The sequence below is a fragment of the Nannocystis pusilla genome (assembly GCF_020073745.1).
Taxonomy (GTDB): Bacteria; Myxococcota_A; Polyangia; order Nannocystales; family Nannocystaceae; genus Nannocystis; species Nannocystis radixulma.
Genome location: NZ_JAIRAU010000001.1, coordinates 1,184,334 through 1,210,452 on the forward strand (window position 1 = coordinate 1,184,334; position 26,119 = coordinate 1,210,452).

22 protein-coding genes are annotated in these 26,119 nt (G+C 71.7%); 17 read left to right on the plus strand and 5 right to left on the minus strand.

Features of this window, described 5'->3' with window-relative positions; genetic code table 11:
* Positions 1-47: 47 nt before the first annotated feature.
* Genes pdxH through K7C98_RS04625 form a run of 3 tightly spaced genes read left to right on the plus strand, consistent with a single transcriptional unit; the run spans position 48 to position 1,383 of the window.
* Positions 48-650 (plus strand): pyridoxamine 5'-phosphate oxidase, encoded by a 603-nt coding sequence (gene pdxH / locus K7C98_RS04615; protein WP_224190278.1) that lies wholly within the window; start codon positions 48-50, stop codon positions 648-650.
* A gap of 21 nt (positions 651-671) precedes the next feature.
* Positions 672-884, plus strand: a complete 213-nt coding sequence (locus K7C98_RS04620; RefSeq protein ID WP_224190279.1) for a hypothetical protein — start codon at positions 672-674, stop codon at positions 882-884.
* Positions 868-1,383 (plus strand): hypothetical protein, encoded by a 516-nt coding sequence (locus tag K7C98_RS04625; protein WP_224190280.1) that lies wholly within the window; start codon positions 868-870, stop codon positions 1,381-1,383. The genes K7C98_RS04620 and K7C98_RS04625 overlap by 17 nt, the downstream gene beginning before the upstream one ends.
* Before the next feature lie 566 nt (positions 1,384-1,949).
* Here the strand turns inward: K7C98_RS04625 and K7C98_RS04630 are convergent.
* A complete protein-coding gene (locus K7C98_RS04630) occupies positions 1,950-3,203 on the minus strand; it encodes a hypothetical protein (protein ID WP_224190281.1) in 1,254 nt (417 codons plus the stop codon).
* 332 nt (positions 3,204-3,535) lie between these two features.
* Between K7C98_RS04630 and K7C98_RS04635 the strand changes: the two genes are divergently transcribed.
* The gene (locus K7C98_RS04635; protein WP_224190282.1) at positions 3,536-5,920 is read left to right on the plus strand and encodes a DUF4215 domain-containing protein; all 2,385 of its coding nucleotides are present in this window, start codon (positions 3,536-3,538) and stop codon (positions 5,918-5,920) included.
* Between the two features lie 165 nt (positions 5,921-6,085).
* Here K7C98_RS04635 and K7C98_RS04640 read toward each other — a convergent pair whose 3' ends face one another.
* The gene (locus K7C98_RS04640; RefSeq protein WP_224190283.1) at positions 6,086-7,354 is read right to left on the minus strand and encodes a zinc finger domain-containing protein; all 1,269 of its coding nucleotides are present in this window, start codon (positions 7,352-7,354) and stop codon (positions 6,086-6,088) included.
* Between the two features lie 566 nt (positions 7,355-7,920).
* Between K7C98_RS04640 and K7C98_RS04645 the strand changes: the two genes are divergently transcribed.
* Positions 7,921-11,175 (plus strand): VWD domain-containing protein, encoded by a 3,255-nt coding sequence (locus K7C98_RS04645; protein ID WP_224190284.1) that lies wholly within the window; start codon positions 7,921-7,923, stop codon positions 11,173-11,175.
* 200 nt (positions 11,176-11,375) lie between these two features.
* On the plus strand, positions 11,376-12,347 hold the full coding sequence (locus K7C98_RS04650) for a hypothetical protein (RefSeq protein ID WP_224190285.1): 972 nt from the start codon (positions 11,376-11,378) through the stop codon (positions 12,345-12,347).
* 334 nt (positions 12,348-12,681) lie between these two features.
* Here the strand turns inward: K7C98_RS04650 and K7C98_RS04655 are convergent, their stop codons facing one another.
* Positions 12,682-13,422 (minus strand): hypothetical protein, encoded by a 741-nt coding sequence (locus tag K7C98_RS04655; RefSeq protein ID WP_224190286.1) that lies wholly within the window; start codon positions 13,420-13,422, stop codon positions 12,682-12,684.
* A 30-nt stretch (positions 13,423-13,452) separates the two neighbouring features.
* On the opposite strand from K7C98_RS04655, the gene K7C98_RS04660 reads away from it, so the two are divergent.
* The 7 genes from K7C98_RS04660 (at position 13,453) to K7C98_RS04690 (ending at position 19,259) form a co-directional block, all read left to right on the plus strand.
* A complete protein-coding gene (locus K7C98_RS04660) occupies positions 13,453-14,223 on the plus strand; it encodes a tetratricopeptide repeat protein (protein WP_224190287.1) in 771 nt (256 codons plus the stop codon).
* A 302-nt stretch (positions 14,224-14,525) separates the two neighbouring features.
* Positions 14,526-16,256, plus strand: a complete 1,731-nt coding sequence (locus tag K7C98_RS04665) for a peptide MFS transporter (RefSeq protein WP_224190288.1) — start codon at positions 14,526-14,528, stop codon at positions 16,254-16,256.
* Positions 16,253-17,317, plus strand: coding sequence for an aminoglycoside phosphotransferase family protein (locus tag K7C98_RS04670; protein WP_224190289.1), 1,065 nt, complete (start codon positions 16,253-16,255; stop codon positions 17,315-17,317). The genes K7C98_RS04665 and K7C98_RS04670 overlap by 4 nt, the downstream gene beginning before the upstream one ends.
* Positions 17,318-17,321: 4 nt before the next feature.
* Positions 17,322-17,648, plus strand: coding sequence for a hypothetical protein (locus tag K7C98_RS04675; protein WP_224190290.1), 327 nt, complete (start codon positions 17,322-17,324; stop codon positions 17,646-17,648).
* Positions 17,649-17,784: 136 nt separating this feature from the next.
* A complete protein-coding gene (locus K7C98_RS04680; RefSeq protein ID WP_224190291.1) occupies positions 17,785-18,360 on the plus strand; it encodes a type IV toxin-antitoxin system AbiEi family antitoxin domain-containing protein in 576 nt (191 codons plus the stop codon).
* A complete protein-coding gene (locus K7C98_RS04685; RefSeq protein WP_224190292.1) occupies positions 18,357-18,593 on the plus strand; it encodes a nucleotidyl transferase AbiEii/AbiGii toxin family protein in 237 nt (78 codons plus the stop codon). Before K7C98_RS04680 ends, K7C98_RS04685 begins: the two co-directional genes overlap by 4 nt.
* Complete coding sequence (locus K7C98_RS04690; RefSeq protein WP_224190293.1) at positions 18,594-19,259, plus strand: nucleotidyl transferase AbiEii/AbiGii toxin family protein; 666 nt, start codon at positions 18,594-18,596, stop codon at positions 19,257-19,259.
* On the opposite strand, the gene K7C98_RS04695 is transcribed toward K7C98_RS04690, so the two are convergent.
* Positions 19,256-22,519, minus strand: coding sequence for a serine/threonine-protein kinase (locus K7C98_RS04695; protein ID WP_224190294.1), 3,264 nt, complete (start codon positions 22,517-22,519; stop codon positions 19,256-19,258). The genes K7C98_RS04690 and K7C98_RS04695 overlap by 4 nt on opposite strands.
* An 84-nt stretch (positions 22,520-22,603) precedes the next feature.
* Entirely contained in the window at positions 22,604-23,458 is an 855-nt protein-coding gene (locus tag K7C98_RS04700) for a hypothetical protein (protein ID WP_224190295.1), read from the minus strand.
* A gap of 21 nt (positions 23,459-23,479) precedes the next feature.
* On the opposite strand from K7C98_RS04700, the gene coaD reads away from it, so the two are divergent.
* From coaD to K7C98_RS04720, 4 genes are read left to right on the plus strand one after another with little or no spacing between them, the layout of a single operon-like run.
* Entirely contained in the window at positions 23,480-24,004 is a 525-nt protein-coding gene (gene coaD / locus K7C98_RS04705; protein ID WP_224190296.1) for a pantetheine-phosphate adenylyltransferase, read from the plus strand.
* A 16-nt stretch (positions 24,005-24,020) separates the two neighbouring features.
* Positions 24,021-24,647 (plus strand): hypothetical protein, encoded by a 627-nt coding sequence (locus tag K7C98_RS04710; protein WP_224190297.1) that lies wholly within the window; start codon positions 24,021-24,023, stop codon positions 24,645-24,647.
* Positions 24,644-24,844, plus strand: coding sequence for a hypothetical protein (locus K7C98_RS04715; protein ID WP_224190298.1), 201 nt, complete (start codon positions 24,644-24,646; stop codon positions 24,842-24,844). The genes K7C98_RS04710 and K7C98_RS04715 overlap by 4 nt, the downstream gene beginning before the upstream one ends.
* A 10-nt stretch (positions 24,845-24,854) precedes the next feature.
* The gene (locus K7C98_RS04720; protein WP_224190299.1) at positions 24,855-26,096 is read left to right on the plus strand and encodes a hypothetical protein; all 1,242 of its coding nucleotides are present in this window, start codon (positions 24,855-24,857) and stop codon (positions 26,094-26,096) included.
* The last annotated feature ends 23 nt before the right edge of the window (positions 26,097-26,119 follow it).

A 26,119-nucleotide genomic window follows, 5' to 3' on the forward strand; every position in this document is an offset into this window, starting at 1 on the left:
CCGGCGCGGGCGCCGGGGCCCGGGTTTCGCGCTACACCATCGCGGCCATGTCCGTGCGCAAGCCCGAGCCCGACCTCCAGCCCCTCGCCCTGTTCCAGGAGTGGTTCGCGGCGGCGGTCGCCAGCGGGATGGCGATGCCCGAGGCGATGACGCTGGCCACCGCCACCGCGAGCGGCCGCCCCTCGGCCCGCATGGTCCTGTTCAAGGGCCTCGACCCGGCCGGGCGCCTGCGCTTCTTCACCAACTACGACAGCCGCAAGGCCGGCGAGCTCGACGACAACCCGCGCGCCGCGCTGCTGTTCTGGTGGCCGACGCTCTACGTGCAGGTCCGCGTCGAGGGCCGCGTCGTCCGCCTGCCGGCGGCCGAGTCCGACGCCTACTTCGCCTCCCGCCCGCGCCTCAGCCAGCTCGGCGCCGTCGCCTCGCCGCAGAGCCGACCGATCATGGACTTCCAGCAGCTGCTCGACCGCGTGTCGACGCTGGCCCACGAGATCGGCGACCACCCCGTGCCGCGACCCGACAACTGGGGCGGCTACGCCGTCGAGCCCGACGCCTGGGAGTTCTGGGTCGGCCACGACGGCCGCCTGCACGAGCGCTTCGTCTACATCCGCGAGGGCGCGACCTGGGCCTTCAAGCTCCTGGCGCCCTGAGCGCCGTGCTACGCTGGCGCCGTGGACGCCCCGATCGACCTCCGTCCGGTCTTCCGCGCGCACTGGCCGAGCTACGGCCCCGACTGGGACCGCGCGATCGAGCTGGGGATCGACGTGGCCCTGCTCGAGCGCAACCTGTCGCTCACGCCGGAGCAGCGGATCTTGCAAAAGCACCGCACGCAGCAAGCGGTGGCGCTCCTGCGCGCAGGGCTGAGCCGTGCAAGACACGCCTGACCTGTTGCAGCGGCTGCTCGCCGCCGGATTCGACTTCGTGATCCTCGGCGGCGTCGCGGCGGTGGTGCACGGCTCCGCGTACAACACCGACGACCTCGACGTCGCGGCCGTGTTCACCGCCGACAACATGGCGCGGCTGCTCGCGGCGCTGCGACCGTTGCATCCGCGCAACGCCGCCCGCCCCGATCTCGGCGAGCTCGACGTCTCCCCGGAGCAGCTCGCCCGTCATCGCAATCTCTACCTCGTCACCGACAGCGGCCGGCTCGACGTCCTCGGCGAGGTGCCGCCGATCGCCAGCGTCGCCGAGCTCGACAGCGCCGCCGAGAAGGTGGATTTCCTCGGCGCCACCTGCAAGGTCATCGCCCTCGATCACCTGATCACGATCAAGGAGTCGGTCGGTCGACCCAAAGATCTGCTGGTAGTGGCCGAGCTCAAGGCGATCCGCGACCGCCTGCGCAATCCACCCCGGCCGCCGAGCGGCGGCGATTCCGGAGCTTGAGCGCCCGTTCGCCGGCGCGTGTCTTGACTCGCAGATTCGCGGCGATTCGGAGCGCGAGCGTCGGCGTCACGTTTTCGCGGTGGCGACGATTGTCCTCATCACGGTGCCGCGGGTGTGAATCGTCCCCGTGCGGTCATTGTCGCCACGTGCGCGGCGCAACGGCGATAGCTGCAGTCGCCATCGCAGCACAGATTCTCGCCGTGAGCAAGCGTGCGGCGGACATCGCCGCCGCGCACCGCGAGAGCGTTCGCCGCGGACCGAGGACACGCCGGTAATGATTTGAGAGAGCGTCTGTTCGGCGGCCAGCCCTGGCCGTCGAACAGGCGCAGATAACCTGCCCCATGGGACATCCGCCATCGAAGCCGAGGACGGCGTGTCGGCCCCTCACGGCTGCAGCCGTGCCAGGGGTCCGGGGAAGGGTCGGCGGCGAATACGAGGCCAAGATGACCCCGACGCAGGAGGGGTCATCGGGACGCTGAACTCGCCGCCGACCCTTCCCCGGACCCCCCGCGAGGCGCAGTCGGCAATTCGCGAAGCACCACACCGAGCCCCGCGGGCGACCCGAGTCACAGCGCCTCTTGATACTCCGCGACCGCGGGAAACTTCGCCTGCAGCTCCGCGAAGTTGTCGGCCGCGTCGGTGCAGCGGAGCACCGACTCGAGCGCCGCCGACGACGCGAACTGGGCGATCTCCCAGCTCGTCGCGTCGGGCGTGTAGTCGGGGCTGCAGTCGAACAGCAAGCCGGCGAACTGGGCCCCGCACACGTCGTTGGCCTCGGCGATGGCGAGGAAGTCCTGGCCCTGCGCGTTCTTCAGCGAGCACAGGCTCGAGAAGGCGAGGTGGCCGGCCTCGGCGATGCCGACCAGGCGCTTCGGCGCGGGCGAGTTTTCGAAGCCCGATTGTTGCTCCGAGTAGGCCACCACCTGGTCGCTCAGCGCCCCGAGGATCAGCGTCGACTCGAGCGCTGCGCCGGCCTCGACGCCGCCGGCGGCCATCGGGATCAGCACGCGGGCCGAGGCCCCCGCGCCGGCGATCGCGCTGCCGCCTGCGCTGTGGCCGGCCATGCCGATGCGGTCGGCGTCGACGTGGTCGGCGAGGAACGCCAGCTCGCCGGCCGGCGCCTCGATCGCCGCGAGCATCTGAGCGAGGTCGCCGGCGAGGTCTCGTGGGACGTTGGGCCCGCCGCACAGCGACCCGAGCAGGTCCTTGAGCCACAACCCCGGGTGGTCGGCGGCGAGGACGACGAAGCCGCGGCTGGCCCAGTGGACCATGTGTTCGAGCGACTGCGAGCGGAACCCGGCGGTGCCGTGGACGAACAGCACCGCGGGGTAGGGCCCGTGGTCTTCGTCGAGCGGGAGGTCGCGCCAGCACTCGCAGGTTTGCCACGGGTTGTCGGCGTCGGGCACCTTGCCCTGCTCGGCGTCCGGGAGGCCGGAGCGGATGTCGTAGCGGATCTGCTCGTGTCCGGCCTCGCTGCCGAGGGCGGCGGGGTACCACACCTCGACCGTCAGATCGCCGACCGACACGGTGCGGGCGCCGACCGGCCACGGCCCCGGCAACGATGTGTCTTTCGGGACAGGTATGAAGGAACCGCCGGCGCAACCGGGCACGTCTGCGCTCGCGCCGGTCGAGTCGTCGGTGGTGGTCGTCGGCGCCTCGGTGGTGGTCGGCGTCGTGGCCCCGGAGGTCGTCGAGGTGTCAGCCGTGGCGGCGGTCTCGCCGGCCGCGTCGGTGGCGGCGGTCTCGCCGGTCTCGCCGCTCTCGGAGCCGTGGCAGGCGGCGATGATGAGGGTCGAGGCGAGGGCGGCGTGGCGACGCATCGGGGGACTCCTGGAGCGCATGTCAAGGCACCACAGGTGCGCCGTCGCTGTCAACGTGGCATCCAGGCGACAACCTGTCTCCGCGGACAGGTTGGACAGGTTGAATTCATGGCTCGATTCACGCTTCGATCGCAGGAGAATTGCGGCGCGGGTCTCCGCCCGCGGACCGCGTGCACGCGTGCCAGCGCGCGAACAGCCGGCGCAGCGGGCACATGCGCACATTCGACCTGATGCATGATTCAGCTTTGCGGTTGAAGGTCGAGGGGGCGGCGCGTAACCATCGCGGTATGCGTCGCAAAAATAGTCTGTCCACCACTACGGCTCTGTTGTGCGTGAATCTGTTCGCGTTCGCCTGCAACAACGACGACTCGGCCACGGCGTCGACCGACACCGACAGCGGGTCCGGCAGCAGCGGGACCGACGCGTCGTCGACGGCGCCGTCGACCGACACCGTGCCGACGACCACCAACATGACGTCGGTCACCGAGGGCAGCTCCACGCCGACGACGACGACCGTGGGACCCGGGTCCGCGACGGACACCGACTCGACCACCAACCCGGCGACGGACACCAATACGGACACCAGCAACACGGCCACCGACTCGACCAGCAACACGGCCACCGACTCGACCAGCAACACCACCGATTCGTCGACCGATTCGACCAGCAACTCGGGCACCGACACCGACACCGCGGGCACCGACACCGACACCGCGGGCACCGACACCGACACCGCGGGCACCGACACCGACAGCACGACGGGGGTGATGCCGGCCGTGTGCGGCGACGGCGTCGTCGCGGGCGGCGAGGGCTGCGACGACGGCCCGGAGAACGGCCCCGGCAAGGCCTGCAAGGCCGACTGTTCGCCGAACGTGTGCGGCGACGGCGACCAGGGCCCGGAGGAGGCGTGCGACAACGGCCCCGGCAACGGCATGCCGGACAACACGTGCACGGGGGCCTGCGCGCTCAACGTGTGCGGCGACGGCATCCTCGGCCCCGACGAGACCTGCGACGACGGCGCCAACAACGGCGTCGGCAAGCCGTGCACCAGCGCGTGCGAGCCGAACGTGTGCGGCGACGGCGTCCCGGGCCCCGGCGAGGCCTGCGACGACGGCAACGACGACGACATGGACGAGTGCACCAACGCCTGCACCGTCGCCACCTGCGGCGACGGCATCGTCGCCGCCACCGAGCAGTGCGACGACGGCAACGCGATCGACACCGACGCCTGCACCGCCTCGTGCACCGCGGCGGCCTGCGGCGACGGCTTCACCCAGGACGTCGTCGGTGAGGCGTGCGACGACGGCAACCTCAACTCCGACCAGGCCGACTGCACCTCGTCGTGCCAGGAGGCCGCGTGCGGCGACGGCCTCGTCAACACCCTCGGCCTGAACCCCGAGCAGTGCGACCTCGGCGACGGCAACGGCCCCGGCCAGGCGTGCAACGCCAACTGCGAGCTCAACGTGTGCGGCGACGGCGACGTCGGCCCGGGCGAGCAGTGCGACGACGGCAACGTCGCCAGCGACGACGGCTGCAGCGCCACCTGCGTGCTCGAGATCTGCGGCAACAGCATCGAGGACGGCGCCGAGCAGTGCGACGACGGCAAGAACGGCAACCAGGACGACGGCTGCACCGACAAGTGCCTGCTCCCGTTCTGCGGCGACGCCTACGTCCAGCCCAGCAAGGGCGAGCAGTGCGACGCCGGCAACAACAACAGCAACACCGGCGCCTGCACGCTCGCCTGCAAGACCGCCGTGTGCGGCGACGGCTTCATCCGCGCCGGCGTCGAGCAGTGCGACGACGGGGCCAACAACGGCAACACCAAGGCGTGCAAGGCCAACTGCACCAAGCAGATCTGCGGCGACGGCTTCGTCGGCCCGGGCGAGGCCTGCGACGACGGCAACTTCATCAACAACGACACCTGCACCAACGCGTGCAAGATGGCGAGCTGCGGCGACGGCATCAAGCAGCCCGGCGAGGAGTGCGACCTCGGCGCGAACAACAGCAACACCGGCAGCTGCACCCTGGCCTGCCTCCTGCCGAAGTGCGGCGACGGCTTCAAGCAGGGCACCGAGCAGTGCGACGACGGCAACGGCTCCAACGCCGACGCCTGCCTCAACACCTGCAAGACGGCCAAGTGCGGCGACGGCGTGCTCAAGACCACCTCGCCCGCCGAGCAGTGCGACGACGGCAACGTCGCCAACGGCGACCTCTGCAACGCCAACTGCACCAAGCCGAAGCGCGTCTTCAACACCAGCACCAGCTGGAACGGCAACCTCGGCGGCATCTCCGGCGCCAAGGCCAAGTGCCAGGCCCGCGCCAACGCGGCCGGCCTCGGCGGCACCTGGGACGCGTGGGTCAGCAACAACACCAGCAACCCGGCCAGCCGCTTCATCAAGTCGACCACCCGCTACGCCCGCCTCGACGGCCAGGAGGTCGCCCAGACCTGGGCCGACCTCGTCGACGGCACGATCGACGTGCCGATCAACATCAACGAGTTCGGCGACATGTCGCCCCAGGCCGACATCTGGACCGGCACGTCCGCGAGCGGCCTCTCGCTGGAAGAGGATTGCAGCGGCTGGACCGCCAGCGGCGGCTTCCTCGTCATCGGCTACGAGGGCCGCAACAACGCCATCAACGGCAACTGGACCAGCACCGGCCTCGTCAACGCGTCGAACTGCTCGACCGCGCAGCGCCTCTACTGCTTCGAGCAGTGACACGCGAGCCCGGACGACCGCCGGATCGCGCCGGTGATTCGCCCGGAAGCCCGCGAGTCCCCAGGACTCGCGGGCTTCGACCGCGAGCGGCCGGCGATCCGTATGCCATGCCAGCCCCGCAAGCGGGCTCTCGACATTCACCGGGCGGCTCGGCGCCGATCTTTATCAAAAACTCTTGCCGAGGCGGAACCGGAGCTCGCCTGTCTTGAGGGACAGCACGTGGAGCTCGGTCCACGTCGCGTAGAACACGTCGTCGGCGGTCACGGCGATCCCGCTGCTGACCTGGCTGCCCTTGTGCACCTGCACGTCCCACAGGCGCGTCCCGGTCCTGGCGTCGAAGCAGGCCATGCGGACGCCGCCGCCGGAGTCCTTCATGTTGTAGGGGATCACCAGGCGGCCGTCGGCGTAGGCCGCCTGCTGCGTGGTCACGTTGACGGTGGTCGTCAGCGGGTCGACGCCGGGGACGACGTCCTTCCACAGCACGTCGCGCTTGGCGACGGCGCCGACCATCGCCACCGACGTGCCCTTGTCGCGGCTGCCGAGGACGAAGCGCGGCGCCTCGGGGTCGGCGGGGATCAGCGCGCGGTGGGCCGACAGGCCGTCGACCTCGTTCTTGTCGAGGCGGTGCTTGTCGAAGTCCCACCAGCCGATCATCGTGTAGCCGGGCGTCTCCTCCTCGTCCGACGAGAACACCGGCGTGCACGGGGTCTTCTTGTCGAGCGTCTGCTTCTTGCCGGACGGGGGGTCGAGGCCGTGGCGGACCTCGTCGGCGGTCTCGACGACGATCAGCGACTCGCCGGCGCAGACCCGCTGCGCCTTCTCGCCGAGCAGCGTCGACCACGCCGGCGTGCCGGTGCGCAGCTCGTAGGCCTGGACCTTGCCGAGCCCGTCGATCGACAGCAGGCGCCCGTGCACGATCGCCCGCTTCGCCGAGCCGTCCTGCGCGTCCTTCGTCAGCGGCTCGGTCTGCCACAGGATCGCGCCGTCGCGCCCGTTGAACGCCGCGATCGTGTACGGGTCACCCGTCTGGTCGACCTTGCCGACGACGTCGATCGTCCCGTCGCCGTCGACGTCGGCGAGCATCGGCTGGTCGCCGAAGCGGAGCTTGTCGGGGACAGCCGCCGCGCTGCCCTTGGCCGCCGTCGCCGGCGCGCCCGGTGGGGCGATCGCCGGCAGGTCCACGCTCGCGGTGTTGACCGCGAGCGCGACCCCGGCCCCGATCGTCGCCAGCCCCGCGAGCGCCCCCGCGAGCACGAGCGGCGCCGTGTTCGGCTTCGGCGCCTGGACGACGGTCCCGCCGCCCGCCGGCCTCGCCGCGCCGCGGTCGATCACCGAGGTCCCGCCGCAGTACTTGCACGTCACTTGCTGAGCCCCCGGCGTGATCTGCAGCGGGGCGCTGCAGGTGGGGCACTTGATGTCGATGACCCTGGCCATGGCCGCGATTCTACAGGCTCCGGCGGCCGTCCTTCACGCCCGCCGCGTGGCCGCTACCGCGCATGCCTCCGCGTCTCCTGCGCGCTGTCTTTGCGGACAGGTTTGCGCGCACCGGGCATTTGTCCGTGCCCCGGGCCGTCGCTGGGCCTCGGTTCCGCGGTGCGAGCTCGGGGACGTGAAAGGTCGCGCGTCGGTCCCGCTCACCGGCGAGCGGCCGATCGTGAACGGGGAGACATGTGCATTCAATCATGGCCTGAAGGACATGTTGTTGCTTCGCACCCGTCGGGACGGCGGAAGAATTGCCCGTGGATCGGCCGGGCCGGCCGGGCGCGCCGGCGCGCGGTGGGGGGCGCGAAAAAAGTTCGAAGAATCGGCAATTGATTCCGCGGCTCCCCGACTTGTCCGCCCGAGACGTCATGCAACCACGAACCGCCCTCGCCGCCGGCCTCGCTCACGAATAGCTCCGGCGTCGAGATGCACGCGCCCGCGATCGGTCGCCCGTGCGTTGCGACCGCGCGCGCTCGAACGTCCCGACAATCGACCTTGATTCCGCTCGATCATCGATCATGCATCACCGTCATCATCGCCTGTTCATCCATTCGCTGACCCTCGCCGGCGTGCTCGGTTGCGACGCCCCGCCGGGGGCTGCGCCGACCGTCCGCGAGGAGCTGCTCGAAGAAGGAGAGCTGCTCGCGCTCTCGCCGGCGAGCTGCTTCGACGATCTCAAGCTCGTGCTGCACCACGAGGACGGGACCACCGACGTCAGCAATTCGCTGGGCGAGGGCCTCGGGGCGCTGGCTCGCCCGAACGACCTCGTCGAGCTGAGCTTCGGCCTCGATCCCGGTTGCGCCGCGGAGCACGGCTCGCGGGTCTCGCTCGTCTCCTACACGACGGCGGGCATCACGCCCGCCGTGCTGACGAAGAAGCCGCTGCCGCAGGCTTTCGACATGCACACCGCGCCGATCGGGCCCGACGGCGGCCATCTGTGGGTCCGCCTGCCGCCCTGTTTCTTCGAGGTCGACCTCGTGTTCGGCGAGCCGCTGCAGCGACTGTCGAGCTCTCAGAACCCCTACGAGGCCGACGGCAGGTTGGTCGTCGCCGGTCACGGCGGCCACTCGTCCTGCGAGGACGTGCCGCGCCTCGCGGTCGAGCGCTTCGACCCGGCCGAGCAGGGTTGGGGGGAGGCGCCTGTCGCGGCGCACTTCGGCTGGAAGCTCGCGGCCGCGCCGGACACCAAGCCGAGCTGCGCGCTCGACCTCGACGGCGACGGCCAGCCCGAGCAGACCTTCGATCCGTGCCCGCTCGACACCGGCGGGATCAAGGTCGCGGCGCTGCCCTCCCACACCTTCGCGGCCGTCGGCGAGCACCGGCCCGCGCTCCTCGTCAGCGACGGCGAGCGGCGGATCTGGGCCGCCACCTCGATCTTCGCCAACCACCTCGAGTTCAGGCCCGAGGTCCGCTTCCCCGAGCAGGCGAAGGGCTTCGTCGCGGCCGTGGTCGATCCGGTGGAGCCGCCGGAGCTCGCGACGGTCAAGCTGAAGTTCGCCGGCGCCGACGACGTACCCAGCGTGGCGCCCGGCGAGGTGATCGTCGGCAAGGGCGGGGCCGGCGGTTACATGGTCCGCGCGGTCGAGGTGGTGCACAATGGCGAGTCGCTGGTGGTGATCGGCGAGGCGGTGGGGCTCGAGGGCGCGATCGCGGGCGGCTTCTTCGGCGCCCGCGACGTCCAGATCGACACCACGAACGCCGGCTGTCCGGGCGGCAGTTGTTCCGGCGTACTGACGCCCGTGGCCGCGCCGCCGGGCGCCGGCTCCGGCGGGCCGGTGAAGGACGCGCTGCTCGCGGCGGAGGAGGACGAGGAGTCCAAGTTCGGGGTGAAGATCGCCGCCGACGTGCAGGGCGGCCTCGCCGAGGTCGAGGTGTTCGCCGGCGTCGTCATCGAGCGCTTCGTCCTCGACTTCGGGTGGTTCGGCATGGACGCGGTCGAGGTCAAGGGCAAGCCGATGGCGGAGGTCGCGGTGGCGGTGAAGCAGGAGTTCGAGAGCGACCCGCTCGAGCTCGGCGAGTTCTACCTCGGCACCTTGCCCCTGCCGGTGCCGCTCAGCGTGTGGCTGCTGCCGAAGGTCTCGTTCTCGGCGGCGCTCAAGGCGGCGCTCAAGGGCTCGCTCAGCGCGCCGTTCGAGATCGTCAAGGACGCGGCCGGCTGGCGTACGTCCGTCGATCCGCAGGCCAGCGGCGACGCCCAGGGCCTCGAGCCCGAGGTCGGCCTCGAGGTCGAGGGCGAGGTGAAGGCCACCCTCTCGCTGGAGAACGAGCTCCGGCTCGCGTTCCTGACCGGCCCCTACGCCGCGCTCAAGGGCAGCCTCGGCGCCAAGGCGACCAAGGAATTCTGCAAGGGCTGCCTGACGGCGTTCATCGAGGGCGGGGCCGAGGTCGGCTGGCACTCGGACGTGTGGCTGGGCGGCGAGCTGTTCGAGCCGCAGGAGGTGACGCTGCTCGAGGTCGAGCTGCTCAAGAAGTGCTGGGAGCTGCCGAGCGTGCCGGAGCTGTGCGAGCCGGAGCCGGAGCCGCCGCCCGGCGGCGCGACCTGGGGCGACGTCCACCTCGTGTCGCACGACGGTCTGTTGTTCGACTTCCAGGCCGGCGGCGAGTTCGTGCTGACGCGCGCGACCGCGGGCGCGCCGTTCGAGGTGCAGACCCGCCAGGAGCCGGCCGACGGCAACCTGGGGCTCTCTTTCAATACGGCGCTGGCGACCGTCGTCGATGGCCGCCGCGTCGGCATCTACACCCGCCGGCAAGGAGGTGAGCTGTATATCGACGGCACCGCGAGGACGCTGATGCCCGGGGAAGACGAGGAGCTCGGGAGCGGGCGCATCGAGCGGACAGACGAGCAGACCTACGTGATCGACTACCCGACGGGCGACCAGGTCGTGGTGACCCGGGTCGGCGCGCAGGTGGTGGAGCGCCGGCACCTCGACATCGCCGTCCGCCTGGTCGGGGGGCGCGCCGGCGCGGTCGAGGGGCTCCTCGGCGACGCCGACGGCGACCGCGCCGACGACATCGGCCTCGGCGGCGGCCAGTTCATGGCGCACCCGGTGAGCTTCGAGCAGCTGCACGCCAAGGGCCCCGGGACCTTCGACGCGGCGTGGCGGGTCGACCCGGCGGCGTCGCTGTTCGACTACGACGGGGGGACCAGCGCCGCCACCTTCCGCGGCGAGCCGTACATCCTGATGCCGACCTCGCAGGTCGGGACGAACGGGCAGTACAACGAGCTCGCGCAGACGGCGTGCGAGACGTGCCCGGCGATCCTCCGCGAGACATGCCTCCTCGACGTCGCCCACTCCGGCGAGGTCACGTTCGCCGACGCTTGCCAGTCGCCGCCCGCCGCGCCCCTCGACGTGCTGCCGCCCAGCAACGACCCCGTCCTCGTCTACCCGAACGGCCACGCCTTCACCGACTGCGACGATCAGAAGATGATCTTCCGCGCCCCGGGCGCCGGCCACGCCGACCAGTACCCGGGCGGTGACGACTTCAAGATCGAGATCCAGGGCTTCGAAGCGCCGCCCTTCCCCAACTTCCCCGGGAGCTGGCTGCACTTCCAGACCTTCGACACCACCCAGGCGCCCGCCGGCGGCGCGGACTGGGGCGAGCAATTCCAGTGCGAGCCGCTCGGCGAGGGCTCGTGGGGCGAATGCACGCTGCGGATCGAGCCGCGCGGTGAGACCTGCGCCGACGACTTGTGGATTCAGCACTACCGCTGGTCGGTCAAGCCGCTGACGCAGCCCGGCTACACGATCCACGCGTACTTCAACGCGCCCTGAACCACTCGTCCTCCGTGATCCATCATGATCCTCCTCCCGGACCGCGGCCATGCGCGGTCATGCCGCCGTCGGCGGACGTCGCCGACGGGCAATGCCTGAGGCTGCTGGACGAGCGCGGAGGGCGATGTGGGGCAGGCTGGCCGGTGCACACACGACGGCGCTCGAACCGTGTTCTGTTAGAGTAGGCGCGGAGATCGAGGATGCGCCTGCCCTTCGCGGCCGCGGCGGCGACGCTGCTGGCCGGGTGCTTGAGCCAAAACCCCGCGTACGACGGCCAGGAGGCCGGCAGCGACGGCACCGGCGAGTCGGCGTCGACGACGTCCGCCGCCGCGACGACGGCCGGCACGAGCACCGGCGCGCCGACCACGGGCGCGGTCGAGGCCACGAATGTCCTCATGGGCATGTCCGAAGCGACAGTGACGACAGAACATGTCGGAACGACCACGACCGCCGACGCGCCGCCGACCTGCCCGGGCGAGGAGGTGCAGCTCGGGCCGCTGGCGCCGGTCCGCGACGCGTTCTTCATCACCAGCGCGGGGAACCACTGCCCGTGGCAGGACAGCGACCTGACGGTGATGAACCCGGGGCTGCCGTGCGCCCAGCAGAACTACGGCCAGACGATCTACGCGACGGTGGGCGCGACCGCCGAGGGCCGCAGCGAGTACGTGGTCGAATTCGGGGTGGCGGCGGCGATGCAGGCCCACCCGGACATGGCGATCGCGTCGGCGACGCTGGCGATCGTGCCGTGGTGGGCCAGCGACCGCCAGGACATCGTGTTCGCCGTCGGCGTGGTGGCGGCCGAGGACGTGTGGGTCGAGGGCAACAAGAACGCGGCGGCCGCCGCGGTCGGCGACTCGAGCTGGGAGTACCGCTGGATCGAGGGCGCGGAGGCGAAGCACCCCTGGTCGAGCGGACAGGGCCCGGCGAGCGGCAGCACCCCGGCGGCGACGATCGAGCTCGGCCCGCTGATCGCCGGCTCGCACGAGTACCGCGCGAGCACGCCGATCGCCGGCGCCCTGCTGGCGAGCTGGCTGGCGGACCCGGGCGCGGAGCAGGGCCTGGTGCTGTCCACCGCGGCGGCGCCGGTGCTGGTGAAGAGCATGCAGGCCGATCCAGGGTACGTGCCCCTGCTGTCGCTGACGCTGTGCCCCGCGCCCGCAGGCGGCGGATGAGCGCGGCCTCGCCGAATAACATGCGTTCCTCAGGGCATGTCCTTGAGGGCATGGACGTTGTGCGTCTCGTTCCGGAGGATGTCGCGTGTTCAAGCGACATGAGCGCGAGAGGTCGCCGCGCCGGCGCGTGCTCGCGGAACAGGCGCGCGACCGGGTTCGCGCGTGCGAGCGACATGGAGCGCGAGACACAGGCCGCGCTCCGCGCGGCTTCGGCCGCGGCCCCCCGGGCTGCTCGTCCGGTGCCGGCGTGTCGTATCAGACATGTCCTTCAGACAATGTCAGAAAAGACATGCTCGATCGGGCATGTCCTTGCGACAAGGCTTATTAAATCACGTCACTCGCGCTCGAGCGCGCGGCGGCTGGCGAGGATGTCGGCGATGGTCGCCTCGAGGCGCTGGCGGCCGGGGCCGGCGCCGACGCTGGCGAAGTTGTGGCGGGCGATGTCCTGGCTGAGCTCGGGGTCCGACTGGATCGCGCGTTCGGCGAGGATCAGGAACTCGGGGCCGAGGCGGGCCATCTCCTCGCGGAAGCGGGCCTCGGCGGCGGTCTGGGCCTGGCGGCGGATCTGGTCGAGCAGATCGGCGCGGATGCACTGGATCACGGGGTCGGGGGTGCGGCGCAGCAGCGGGACCAGCGAGTCGGGGGTGAGCGGGCGGCCGGACTCGACGCGGGTGTACGCCGGGTGGAAGGCGACCATGTAGAAGCGCGCGGGGACGCGCGGGAGGCCGGCGTAGACGTCGCGGACCTCCTTGACGAACTCCTCGAAGCGCTCGGTGTCGGCGAAGGCCCGCTCGCCGGCGGTCGGCGCCGGCGGCGTCCCGGGCAGGGCGCCGCGGGTGACGAAGGTGAGCAGCACGACCTCGGCGTCGGGGTGCGCGGTCACGAGGTCGGCGAGGCGCCGCGCGGCCTCGTGCGGGCTCGGCGGGTTCAAGAACGTGGGCCGGTGCAGGCGCCCGAGCTCGCGGCACTTGCGGGCGAACGGGCACAGGCTGAGGTCCTCGACCACCTCCTGCACGTAGCGCGCGTGGAGGGCGTCGAGCTGGGGCCGGGGCGGCCACGGGCCGGGTTTCTCCATCGCCGGCGAGAGTGTATCCTGACCGCCCGCATGCCAGGGACACGCTCCGCGCTCGCCTCGACCCTCGGGTGCCTCACGTTGGTGGCCGCGCTCGGCTGTGCACGCTACGTGGTCCGCGTCGAGACCGACCCGGCCGGGGCCGAGGTCACGGTCGACGGCAACACCAGCCGCGAGCAGCGCTGGTCGGTGTCGGGGAACGACGAGCCGACGGCGCTGCTGGCCAGGTGGCCCGACGGCAAGCAGGTCGCCGCGCAGGTCTACATCGACCGCGACTCGACGATCGTCATGCGCCGCGACGGTGAGGCGGACCAGGTGGTCGGCGCGCGGGTGGTCGGCATGGCGCCGGGCCTCCCGCCGGGCCCCCCGCCGGTGGCCGAGCCGGGGGCCGCTCCGCCGCTCACGGGGCCGCTGCCGCCGCCGCCGTCGACGATCACGCCGGGGCCGGGCGACCCGATGGCCAAGGCCCGCAAGCTCTACGACGAGGGCCAGAAGGCCTACGAGCTGACCGACTTCGACGTGGCGATCGAGAAGTTCCGCGCCGCCTACGAGCTGATCCGCAGCAGCAACGACCCGGCCGCGCCGGAGGTGCTCGGGGCGGTGATCTTCAACCTCGCGGTGGTCTACGAGCGCAGCTACGAGGTCACGCCCGACCTCGAGCGGCTGCGCCGCGCGCGGGTGATGTACCGCCAGTACGACGAGCAGATGGCCTCGATCCAGGCCAACTGGGCCAAGTCGTCGGAGCACGCCGACGTGCTGGCCCGGATCCGGGCCCTCGAGGCGCGGCTGGAGCCGAAGCAGTAATCGTCCGGCTCGGCGGCTGCGACGATTGCCGGGCCGCAAGGATGGCCGCGCGAGCCGCGGTTTCGGTCCGCTGCGAGGATGGCCGCGCGAGCGGGTGCGCAGGACGTCGCGCTGTCACGGTCGGCCGCCCGAACGGCGAGTGAACCGGTGTTTGCCGGAGCCTGCGACCGCGGCGGTCGCCTCGCTCGCGGTCGCTTCGCTCGAGCCGTGAGCCTGCGCCGCTGCGGGCGCGCCGCGACCCGGCCGCCGGGCCCCGGATCGGGGCTTGTCGCCCGGGCTTGTCGGGCCCTATCGTGAGCCGGATGTTCAAGAACCACCCGCGCGGTCTGCCGGTCCTGTTCTTCACCGAGATGTGGGAGCGCTTCGGCTTTTATCTCATGCTCGGGATCTTCTTCCTGTACATGACCGAGGGGCCCAACGCGATCGCGGCCAAGTCGGGGCTCGGTCTGTCGGAGGAGCAGGGCAGCGACATCTACGGCACGTACATCGCGCTGGTGTATCTCACGCCGTTCATCGGCGGTCTGCTGGCCGACCGCGTCCTCGGCTATCGCCGCTCGATCGTGATCGGCGGCTTGCTGATGGGCCTCGGCTACTGCGGTCTGGCGATCCCGGGCTTCGGCCCGACGTTCTTCCTGTCGCTGCTGCTGATCATCCTCGGCAACGGCTTCTTCAAGCCGAACATCTCGACGCTGGTCGGCAACCTGTACAACGACGAGCGCTACCGCGACTACAAGGACGCGGGCTTCAACATCTTTTACATGGGCATCAACATCGGTGCCTTCATCTGCAACTTCGTCGCGGCCTACCTGCGCAACACCTACGGCTGGGGCTACGCCTTCATGGCGGCCGGCATCGGCATGTTCCTCGGCGTGGCGTGGTTCCTCAGCGGCATGAAGCACACCGCCGAGGCGGACGTGCTGAAGCCGGCCAAGCCGGGCGACCAGCCGGTCGGGCAGATCCTCGCGGCGGTGTTCGGGCCGGCGGCGGTGTTCGGGGCGCTCGGGTGGTTCTTGCCCGAGATGGTGCTGGGCGCCGGCAAGACGGTCTTCCTGTCGAAGTCCAACGACGCGTTCCTGTTCGCCTGCATCCCCGTCACGTACTACTACTTCACGCTGTGGCGCCGCGCCGACGGCGAGGACCGCGAGCGCATCGGCGCCCTGCTGCCGCTGTTCGCCGCCGTGATCGCGTTCTGGGCCATCTTCCACCAGAACGGCGCCGCCCTGACCAAATGGGCCAACGAGTACACGCGGCGCGAGATCCCCGAGGTCGTCGTCCCCGTGGCCGACGTCGTCGGCGCCGTCCAGCGCGTCGACACCAGCCTGCGCGAGGTCATCATCCGCGACGGCCACGGCGACCCCGTCAAGGGCCCCGACGGCAAGCCCGCCAAGGAGCTCGGGCCCGACCCGTACTTCAACAACATGCCGCGCGACCAGTGGCCGAAGCCGCCGGCCGCGGAGTGCACCGCCGAGGTGATCCCGCCCGAGACCCAGGCCAAGTGCAAGGACGCCCAGACCAAGCTGGTGTCGACCGAGCTGTTCCAGTCGGTCAACGCGTTCTTCGTCGTGGTGCTCACGCCGTTCGTGGTCGGCCTGTTCTCGTTCCTGCGCCGCAAGGGCAAGGAGCCGTCGACCCCGGGGAAGATCGCGCTCGGCCTGTTCATCACGGCGCTCTCGACCCTGGTGATGGTGGCCGCCACCTTCGCCACCCACAACGGCGCCGACAAGGGCTCGGCGATGTGGCTCGTCGCCACCTACGGCGTCATCACCCTCGGCGAGCTGTGCCTGAGCCCGATGGGCCTGTCGCTGGTGTCCAAGCTCAGCCCGCCGCGCCTCACCGCGCTCATGATGGGCGGCTGGTTCCTGTCGACGTCGATCGGCAACAAGCTGTCCGGCATCCTCTCGGGCCTGTTCTCGCTGTTCGAGCACAAGTCCGGGGTGTTCTTCCTCAACTTCGGCGGCGCGCTGCTCGCCTGCTTCATGGTGCTCCTGATGCTCCCGCGCCTGCGCCGGGTCATGAACAAGTACCTCAAATGACGCGCCCCGCCCCCGACGCGGCCGACCTCGCCCGCGCCCTCGCGCACTACGCCGAGCTCGCGGGCGGCGTCGCCAGCCCGCTGACCGGTGGGCTCATCAATTCGACCTTCGCCGTGCGCAGCCCCGCCGGCGAGTTCGTGGTCCAGCGCGTCAGCCCGATCTTCAGCCCGGAGATCCACGACAACATCGCGGCGGTGACGGAGCACCTGCGCGGCCGCGGCGAGGCCAGCCCGCGCCTGTTGACGACGACGAGCGGGGCCCGCTGGGCCGACCTCGGGCCGGCGGGGATCTGGCGGGCGATGACGCGGGTCCCGGGGACCAGCTTCGACGCGGTGGCGAGCCCGGCCCAGGCCCGCTCGGCGGCGGCGCTGGTCGGCCGCTTCCACTCGACGCTGGTCGACCTCGACCACCCGTTCGCGGTCCGCCGCACGCTCCACGACACGCCCACCCACCTGCGCACGCTGGCCCAGGCGGTGGCGGAGCACCGCGAGCACCGCCTGTTCGCCGAGGTCGAGCCGCTCGCAGCCGCGGTGCTCGCCGGCGCGACGGCGCTGCCTCCGCTGGCGGCGGCGCCGCTGCGCGTCGGCCACGGCGACCTCAAGTTCAACAACATCCTGTTCGATGCGACAGGTCCCGAAGGACAGGCCGAAGCGCGCTGCCTGATCGACCTCGACTCGGTGGCGCCGATGCCGCTGCACCACGAGCTCGGCGACGCCTGGCGCTCGTGGTGCAACCCCGCCGGCGAGGAGCGCGGGGCGGCGAGCTTCGACGCCGCCATCTTCGCCGCCGCGCTCGACGGCTACCTCGGGGCGCTGAGCTTCGCGCTCGAGCCGGTGGAGCGGCGCAACCTGGTCCACGGGGTCGAGTGGATCGCGCTCGAGCTGACGGCCCGCTTCGCCGCCGACGCGCTCAACGAGCGCTACTTCGGCTGGGACCCACAGCGCTTCCCGGGCGCCGGCGAACATCACCTGCACCGCGCGAAGGGCCAGTGGGCGCTGCACCAGGCCTGCCTGGCGACCCGCGAACTGCGGGCCGACCTGCTGCTGCGCCAGGCGAGTTGAACGCATGAGCCTCCAGTCCCGCGGCAGCCGCACGGTCCGGATCGCCGACGAGGAGTGGGTGTGGAAGATCCGCCGCAAGGCCACCGCGAGCCAGGCGGCCGGCATCACGCCGATGCTGGTGGCCGTGCAGCGCGTGGCGCCGCCTTCCCCGGCGGTGCTGATCGTCGACGTCGGCCTGTCGCGCCCCGACAACACCGCGTCGCCGCACCAGACGTCCGTGACGCCGATGCTGGTGCGCCTGATGGTGCGACGGGCCCGAGAAGAAGGCTGGCAGCCGGAGAGCGGGCGCGGATATCGGCTGCTGTTTCGGCTGATCCGCGAACGGGCGTGAAGGTGTCCTCGGGGGCAGGTTCGGGGCGGCGAAGCAGCCATGCGGAAAAGTTCAATGGGATTTAACTTTTCTGTTGGCGTGACATGCGTGATGGAGCCAATTTGCAGAAAAGTAAAATGGGATTTAACTTTTCTGTATGAGGCGGCGCGAAAATGGGCCCGATTGGGATCGGGTCTTCGAATTCGCATCGGCGCAAGACGGCCACTTCTCGGTGGCTCAGGCGCAGGCCGCCGGTATCTCGCGGCCGAATCTGCAGGCGCATCTCAAGCGCGGGCGCGTGTTGCGGGTGCATCGCGGGGTGTACCGGTTGGTGCGGTATCCCCCCGGCGAGCATGAAGATCTGACGGCGATCTGGCTGCAGTCCGATCAGGAAGGCGTGTTCTCCCACGAGACCGCGCTGGCGCTGTACGAGCTCTCCGACGTCCTGCCCGCGCGGGTTCACATCACGCTGCCGCCGAGCTGGCGCCGGCGGGAGCTGCTCGACGGGCTCGTCGTGCACTTCGACGAAGTGCCCGAGGCGGACCGGGCATGGCACGGGGCCGTGCCGATCACGTCGGTGCGTCGTACGCTGCAGGACTGCGCAAAGGCTGGGCTGTCGCCCGAGCACCTGCAGCAGGCGGTCGCCCAGGCGCTCCGACGAGGCCTGGTCGCCCGCAGCGAGATCGCGGACGTCGAGCGCACGCTTCAACCCTTCGGCGGCATCAAGTCATGACCATCAAGACCTACCACTCTCCTGAAGGGTTCAAGAAGGCGCTCGAGGATCGGATGCGGGCGGCCGTGACGACCAGAAACTCGCTTCCACGACAAAGACAGCGGCTGGTGTTCGAACGGTTTCTCGCCAGAGTCTTCGCCGGATTCAGTGAGGCGGTCACGCTGAAGGGGGGCGTCGCCCTGGAACTCCGCATCGAGCGCGCGCGGGCGACGAAGGACGTGGACCTGCGCTGAATGGGGGAGCCGAGGGACCTGCTGGCAAAGCTACGAGGGGCCGTCGCCGCCGAGCTCGGCGATTTTCTGCGATTCGAGATCGACGATGACCCTGATCATCCGGAGATCGACAACGACGGCGCCGTCTATGGCGGACGCCGGTTCAGGGTCACGTGCAAGCTGGCGGGCAAACCGTTCGGAAACCCGTTCGGCGTCGACGTCGGCTTCGGCGAGCCGACCTTCGGCGAGCCGGATCTCGGGGTCGCCGAAGACTCACTCGCCTTCATCGGCGTGCAGGCGCCGTCGCTCCGGTTGTATCCGCTCGAGACCCATATCGCCGAGAAGCTGCACGCCTACACGTTGCCGCGGAAACACATGAACTCGCGCGTCAAGGATCTCCCGGACATCGCGCTCCTGGCGAGCATCCGCGCGCTCGACGGGTCTCGCGTCCGGTCGGCGCTCGAGTTGACGTTCTCGTTTCGCCGCACGCATCCGGTACCGGTCCTGTTCCCCGATCCGCCGGACGCGTGGGACAGGCCGTACGCGGCGCTGGCCAGGGAGCACGATCTGCCGTGGTCGACGCTCGCCGAGGTGAGCGACGCCGTGCGGGCGTTCCTCGATCCGCTGCTGCGCGGCGGTGATGCGGCCGCCGGGTGGGATCCGGCGGCATGGCGCTGGGCCGGCTAGAACCCGAACACGTGGGTGTGCGAGCCGCCCTTTTGGGTCTCGTTGAAGCGGCTCGATTCGACGAAGTTCTCGACGCAGTTGCCGAGGGTGGTGCCCTTGGCCTTGTCCTGCGCGGTGGCCTTGACGTTGCCGTTGACGTCGACGGTGATCTTGACGGTCACCTTCGTGCCGGCCGCGGCCGGATTGCCGCCGCAGGCCTTGACGACGCGCGGCGCCATCGCGTTGAAGTAGGACTTCAGGCGGGTCGGCTCGATGCGCAGCGGCAGGTCGCTGTTGGCCGGCTTGGGCTGCTTCGGCTTGGTCTTGGCCGGCTCGGTCTTGGCCACGGGCGGCGGCTCGGTCTTGGCGACGGGCGGCGGCGTCGGCTCGGGCTTGGCGACGGGCGGCGGCTCGGGCTCGGGCGTCGGGGCGACCACCGCCGGCGTCGGCTCGGGGACGGGTTGCGGCGGCGGCTCGGGGATGGCCTCGGGGGCAGGTTGCGGCGGCGCGGGGATGGCCTCGGGGACAGGTTCCGGCGCGCTCGCCCCGGAGGCGCCGACGACGATCGGCTGGGCCTCGTCGACGGTCTTGGCGGAGCGGGTGTCTCGCGTCGGCTTGCGCGGGCGCGGGGTGTCCTTGGCGCGCCGCGGGGCGTCGACGACGGGGTCGTCCTTGCGCGCGGGCGTGGGCTGGCGGCGCGACACCATGAGGACGAGGGACACCAGCGCGGCGCCGAGGATGACGGCGAGGCTGACGTTGCGGACGAAGTTGGGCGAGGCCGCGGGGGCGACCGGCGGGGAGACGACGATGACCGGCAGGGGCGCGGTCTTCGGCCGCGGCAGGACCGGCTCGGGCGCGCGGATCGGCGGGGCCAGGTGCGAGAGGATCATGCTCGGCTCGGGCCGGGCGGCGGGGCCCGAGGGCGCGGCGTTCCGGACCTGCGGGGCGATCGGGATGGCGCGCGGTTCGGACGGCTGCGAGACCCGCGGCTGCGGGACGGGGGTGCTCCGGACCGGCCGGGCGGCGGGGGGCGGCGGCGCGTCGAGCACGGCGGCGGCCAGCGCCGGGTCGCGCTGGCGCAGGTCGGCGGTGAAGGTGGCCAGCGGCTGCGGCTCGACCTGGGCCGCGGCGGCCCGCACCTCCGGCGGCTCGGCCCGGCGGGCGTTCTCCTCGTCCCAGTCGGTCGGGTCGAGGGCGAGGATCGCGGTGGCGCGGCGCAGCTCGCCCTCGCGGGCGCGGGCGGCCAGGACGGCCTCGTGCAGCTCGCGGATCGAGGCGTAGCGGCGCGACGGATCCTTCGCCAGCGCGCTCAGCACCACCTCCTCGAACGGCTCGGCGATCTCTTGCTGCGGGACGACCAGCCGCGGCGCGTTCGGCTCGTCGTACATCTGCTTCTTGATGATCGAGAGGAAGCTGTCGCCGCGGAACGGAGTCCGGCCGGTCAGCAGCTCGTACATCATGACGCCGAGCGCGTAGACCGAGGTGGCCTCGCCCGGGATCCCGCCGCTGGCGAGCTCGGGGGCCATGTACTCGGCCTGTCCGGGCGGGGTGCCCTTCGATTCGACGAGGCCCTCGGCCGAACGGTAGGTGCTGGCGACCGGGGCGATGCCGACGCCGAGGACCTTGATCGGCTGGCGCCGCCGGGCCTCGTCGTCGCTGGTGTGCAGGCGGACGACGGCCCCGAGGTTGAGGTCGGTGGCGACGATGCCCTTGTCGGCGGCGACGGTCAGGGCCTCGCAGATCTGGGTGAAGAGGATGGCGACCTGCTGCCACGGCAGCGGACCCTCGGCGCGCAGCACGGCGGCCAGCGAGTCGCCCTCGACCTTCTCCATCACGTAATACGTGAGGTGGTCGGCGGTGATGCCGGCGTCGAGGACCTCGACGATCGAGTCGTGGCGCAGCTTGGCCAGCTGCTGGGCCTCGTACAAGAACTGACGGCCGCGCCGGCCGGTCGGCGAGTGCATCGGGCCGAGCACGCGCACGGCGACGTGGCGGCCGTCCTCCTGCTCGTCGACGGCGGCGTAGACGCGGCTGGTGATGCCGTGGGTGAGCGGCTTGACCAGGCGCCAGCGGCCGATGTCGCGCCCGATCAGCTCGTCGGGGTCGCTCCACAGGTCGAGCGGGAACGGCTCGCCGAGCGGCTCGCTGGGCGGCGGGGCCAGGTGCACCGGGGCGACGATGCTGTCGCCGCTGTCGTCGTCGTCGTCATCGATGTCGGCGACGCGGATCGGGGTGAGCACGGATTGACGCGAGCTGTCCTGAGAGACAGCCAGGGCCGAGAGCGGCCGGGTCGGCTCGGACTCGTCGGGCGGCGGGGCCGGCTCGTCGGCGAGTTCGCCCGTGACGTCGGCGCGGGTGAACGCGACCCCGCTCTGCGCCGCGTGGGTGGCGATCAGCGGCGGCAAGGTCTCGTCGTCGGCCAGCTGGGCCATCGGCGGCGGCGGCAGCGGGGCGTCGTCGATCGGGTGGAGCGTGACCTCGAGCGCCGGCGCCAGCCCGGATTGATCGATGGCGGCGCCCACCGCCGCCGAGTCGACCCGCCGCTTGACCGTCGGCGCGTCGCGCTCGGGCCCCGAGGGGCGCGGCTTGGCGGCCGGGAACGCCCGCGACGGCTCGTTGAGCTCGCCGAAGTCGTCCTCCTCGCGCGCGGGCCGTCGCCCGCTGCGCGACAGGTCGGGCATCACCAGCCGCGACTGCTCGTTGAGTTCGCCGAAGTCGTCCTCCTCGCCGGGCGCAGGTCTGGCCTTGAGGACAGGTTCTTTGGACCAGGTCGTGGTCGGGGCGTCGGGGCTGCTCGCGGACGCGAGCGCCTGCGTCGGGGCGTCGTCGTCGTCGTCGGCCCACGGCGGGGCGGGCTCGTCGTCGGCGGGGGTCAAGGCGGCCCCGAGCTCGGCGTCGTCGTCGTCGACGACGTCGCGGAAGGGGAACCGACTGGCCTGGCTGCGCACGACCTGCGAGAGGCCGGGCGGGAGCGCGATCTCGCCGTCGTCGAGGAAGGCGCCGCGGCGTTCACGCAGGGGCGAGGGCGGCGGCTGCCGCTGCTGCTGGCCCTGGTTCAGCCCCGAATCGCCGAGCTCGCCGTCCTGGGCGGCGGCCTCGTCGTCGACCAGGTCGGCCGCGAGCTCGGGGAAGCTCTCCCCCGGACCCTGGGGGCGCTGCGGGGCCGGTTCGTCGTCGTCGTCGGTGAACTGAAACGGCGCAGCGCGGCCCGGAGGCGAAGGTTGGCGGCCTCCGTTGCGCGGGGGCGGAGGAGGACCGGATCCGTTGCGCTTATTGTCCACGGGGGCGCTCAAGGGTCGCACATCGCGCGGCGGCTGGTCAAACTAGGCGCTTTCCTGCGGGCCCTGCCGCCGCCTGCGAGGCGCTCAGTCCGGAGTACCGCGATTCGCTCCCCGACCCTGCGCAGGCGCCGTGGCCGGCGCCGGCTCGAGCTGGGAGCGCACCTGCGCGATTCGCCGCTCGAGGGAGTCCATCTCCTCCGGCTGGATGCCGCGGATCGCGTCGCGGTAGCGTTCGAGGAGGACGAGCGCTTCCGCACTTCGCCCCGGGACCTGCGACAACAACACGCCGGCGTCGCGGAGGTACTGCAGCTTGAACGGGTCGCGCTCGAAGGCCCGCTGCAGCCATTCCGCGGCCTCGGCCTCGCGCTGCGGGACGCCCTGCAGGACCTCGGACAGCCTCGCGTAGTCGGCGGCGCCCGGCTCGGGCAGGCGGGTCAGGCGCCGCTGCAGCGCGACGGCCGCCTGCTGCTGCATCGACTGGCCGAGCAGGGCGTCGGCGAGGCGGGCGTAGAAGTCGGCGTCGGCGGCGGGATCGTCGTCGGCGATCGCGTGGTCGAGGAAGTACTGGACCTCGGCCTTGCGGCCCGGCGACTTGGCCAGGGCCATCGCCAGCTCGCCCTCGCAGCGGGTGCTCTTGGGGATCTTGTTGGCGCACGGGAACAGGACGCGCGCGACCTCGGCGTCGTCGCCGGCGGTGCGCGCGGCGGCGGCGGCGGCCAGGGCGGCGTCGAGCTCGGCGGCCGGGATCTGCGGCTCGGACCGCGGCGGCGGCGGGTCGCGGTCGGGGCGGCGGAACGGGTTGTGCGGGTCGCGGGCGATCGGCTGGTGATCGACGGGGTGCGTCGATTGCTCGACCTTCGTCGGCGCCGGCGGGGTCGGCGTGCCACCGCAGGCGGCGAGCAGGACGGCGACGAGGACAGCCGGTGCGGGGCGGAGCATGCGGGGGAGTATACTGCGCCGGTGTCCGCACCCGACCCCGGCTCGTCGACCGACCTCCCGCGCCCCCTCACGGCCGTGTACGCCGGCTCCTTCGACCCGATCACCAGCGGTCACGTGGAGATCGTCGAGCGCGCGCTGCGGCTGTTCGACCGGGTGATCGTCGCCGTCGGCCGCCACCCGACCAAGACCGGCTACTTCAGCGTCGACGAGCGCGTGGCCCTCATCGCCGAGTCGATCGCCCACCTGCCGCGCGCGCGCGCCGACCGGTACGACGGCCTGATGATCGACTTCTGCAGCCAGCAGGGCGCGCGCGTGATCGTCCGCGGCCTGCGCGCCCACGGCGACTTCGAGCCCGAGTTCCAGATCGCCTCCGCCAACCGCGACCTCCGCCCCGAGATCGAGACCGTGTTCCTCATCCCCGGCCCCGAACACCAGTTCGTCTCGAGCTCGCTGGTCCGCGAGATCGCCGGCCACGGCGGCGACTTCGCCCGCTACGTCCCCGCCCCGGTGGCCGCGGCGATGCGCCGCCGGCTGCAACGTGCCTGAAGGGACATGTCCGAACATGACTGACTCGAACGACACGGTGCAAGAGACAGGTTCCAAGGGACAGCTGGCGCGCGCCGGCCAGGGCTGGCGCGGCGACGAGCACGCGCTGCAGGTCGCGGCCGCGCGCGAGGCCGGGCTGCCGGCGGGGCAGGCGGCGATCGACCTGTACACCGAGGGCTTCCGCCGCGGGCTGCAGGAGCGCGACCCGGCCGACGGGGCGATCGTGCTGCGCGGGCGCACGGTGCTGCGCGCCGACGAGATGATGCGCAGCCTCAAGCCGATGCTGCGGTTCTTGCGGATCGGGCCCGACTACATCGGCCTGCGCGTGGTCGAGGGCGAGTTCGAACTGCGCGTGGCCGGGCAGGTCGCCGACGCCAGCGAGCCGGTGCAAGGCGCGGCGCGGACGGTGCTGATGATCTGGATCTTCAGCGCGATCATCGGCTACCTGCTGCTGGAGAACTCGCAGGTGGCGGCGCTGCTGGCGTGGGGCGTCGGTCTGCTGGTCGGCGCGTCGGCGCTGCGCCGCGGGCAGCTCAGCGGGCGCACCATGCTCGCCGCCCGCCTCGCGGTCGGGCTCGGGATCCTCGCGCATGAAGAGCAGCTCATCTTGCCGCCCGCGGGCGGCGGGGACGGAGGCGCGTGACCCCCGTCTCGCCCGACCCCGGGCTGTGCGCGCGCTGCGTGTCGGGGCGCCGCATCGACTCGGCCAGGGGGTCGACGTTCTGGCGCTGCGCCGAGCACGACCGCGATCCGAGCTGGCCGAAGTACCCGCGGCTGCCGGTGCTCCGCTGCGCTCGGTTCGTCGCCGGCGAGGTTCCCGCGGGCCCGGGGCCGGAGTAGATTGTCGGTGATGCGCCCCGTCCGACTGTGCACTCTCGGGCTGCCGCTGGTCGCGGCGGCGCTGCTCTCGCCGGCGACCGCGCGGGCCGGCAACGGGATCCACGAGCGGACGCCGGTGCAGTGGCCCGGGGCCACCGCGTGCATGACGGTGATCGACCGCAGCGTGTCGCCGATCGTGCACTTCGACTACGAGATCCCGTTCGAGGACACGATGGTCACCGCCGACGAGGTGGCCGACAGCCGGCGCCACCAATTCGTCGCGTTCTGCCGCAATCACACGCCGCAGGAGCCGCTGCCGGTGTGGCTGGCGTGGAAGGACGTCGAGCTCGCGGAGGCGGCGGGGATCGCCGACAAGACCGACTACACGGACGAGGAGGTCCTCGAGACCAACGCGATCTACAAGGATTGCTTCGTCCGCGTCACCGCCGACGAGGCGCGGCGCCCGATCACCTTCGCCGAGGCGGCCAAGGGCTTCGACTGGGACACCACCGCGCTCGCGCCCGGGCCCTACATCCTGCAGGGCTACACGTGGGAGCCGGCGTTCAACATTTGGAGCAAGCGCCCCGGGGTGGTGCACGTCGTCGACGGGCCCGACCTGGCCGCGGTGCCGCCGGCGGCGGCGCTGACGAACACCGAGGACCTGCTGTTCGGCGAGGACACGCTGATGCTGCAGGGCTGCGCGCGGGCGCTGCCGGGCTCGACGATGACCGGCTACTGGTCGCTGACCGGCCAGTCGGGGCTCGAATGGCACGTGTTCGCCGAGGGCGTGCCGCTCGAGGGCGAGACGATCGCGCTGCCGTTCAAGCCGCCGTTCGAGGCCGTGGGGCAGACGGTGGCGCTGCGGGTCGACGTCGTCGATCCGATGCAGCGGTCGTTCTCGGCGTTTCCGCGGGCGCTGGTCGTCATCCTGCCCGGCAACGGCGAGACGACCACCGGCGAGGATTGCAGCGACACCAATAACTTCATCGGCATGATGAGCTGCGGCGACGACAGCAGCGCGGGCGACAGCAGCGGGCCCGACAGCAGCGACGGTCCGGAGCCGACCGGCTCGACCGGAGCGGCCGGCTCGTCCACCGGCTCGACCACCGGCGAGACCGGCGACGCCGCGACGACGACGCCGATCGACGGCACGTCGCCGGGCGCGTGCGGCTGTCACAGCGGCGGGCTCGCGGGCTCGTGGGCATGGACGGGGCTGGTGCTGCTGGGGCTGCGTCGGCGGCGGACGCGGGCTTTCGCACCCCCGCGCGGATGAGCGGGCCCGGCCGCGCGCGGCGC

Bases quoted from the DNA above. Each gene is read 5' to 3' on its own strand.
- pdxH (WP_224190278.1), top strand. From the start codon at position 48: ATGTCCGTGCGCAAGCCCGAGCCCGACCTCCAGCCCCTCGCCCTGTTC.
- K7C98_RS04630 (WP_224190281.1), bottom strand. From the start codon at position 3,203: ATGCGTCGCCACGCCGCCCTCGCCTCGACCCTCATCATCGCCGCCTGC.
- K7C98_RS04640 (WP_224190283.1), bottom strand. From the start codon at position 7,354: ATGGCCAGGGTCATCGACATCAAGTGCCCCACCTGCAGCGCCCCGCTG.
- K7C98_RS04645 (WP_224190284.1), top strand. From the start codon at position 7,921: ATGCATCACCGTCATCATCGCCTGTTCATCCATTCGCTGACCCTCGCC.
- K7C98_RS04650 (WP_224190285.1), top strand. From the start codon at position 11,376: ATGCGCCTGCCCTTCGCGGCCGCGGCGGCGACGCTGCTGGCCGGGTGC.
- K7C98_RS04655 (WP_224190286.1), bottom strand. From the start codon at position 13,422: ATGGAGAAACCCGGCCCGTGGCCGCCCCGGCCCCAGCTCGACGCCCTC.
- K7C98_RS04660 (WP_224190287.1), top strand. From the start codon at position 13,453: ATGCCAGGGACACGCTCCGCGCTCGCCTCGACCCTCGGGTGCCTCACG.
- K7C98_RS04665 (WP_224190288.1), top strand. From the start codon at position 14,526: ATGTTCAAGAACCACCCGCGCGGTCTGCCGGTCCTGTTCTTCACCGAG.
- K7C98_RS04670 (WP_224190289.1), top strand. From the start codon at position 16,253: ATGACGCGCCCCGCCCCCGACGCGGCCGACCTCGCCCGCGCCCTCGCG.
- K7C98_RS04675 (WP_224190290.1), top strand. From the start codon at position 17,322: ATGAGCCTCCAGTCCCGCGGCAGCCGCACGGTCCGGATCGCCGACGAG.
- K7C98_RS04680 (WP_224190291.1), top strand. From the start codon at position 17,785: ATGAGGCGGCGCGAAAATGGGCCCGATTGGGATCGGGTCTTCGAATTC.
- K7C98_RS04685 (WP_224190292.1), top strand. From the start codon at position 18,357: ATGACCATCAAGACCTACCACTCTCCTGAAGGGTTCAAGAAGGCGCTC.
- K7C98_RS04690 (WP_224190293.1), top strand. From the start codon at position 18,594: ATGGGGGAGCCGAGGGACCTGCTGGCAAAGCTACGAGGGGCCGTCGCC.
- K7C98_RS04700 (WP_224190295.1), bottom strand. From the start codon at position 23,458: ATGCTCCGCCCCGCACCGGCTGTCCTCGTCGCCGTCCTGCTCGCCGCC.
- K7C98_RS04710 (WP_224190297.1), top strand. From the start codon at position 24,021: ATGACTGACTCGAACGACACGGTGCAAGAGACAGGTTCCAAGGGACAG.
- K7C98_RS04720 (WP_224190299.1), top strand. From the start codon at position 24,855: ATGCGCCCCGTCCGACTGTGCACTCTCGGGCTGCCGCTGGTCGCGGCG.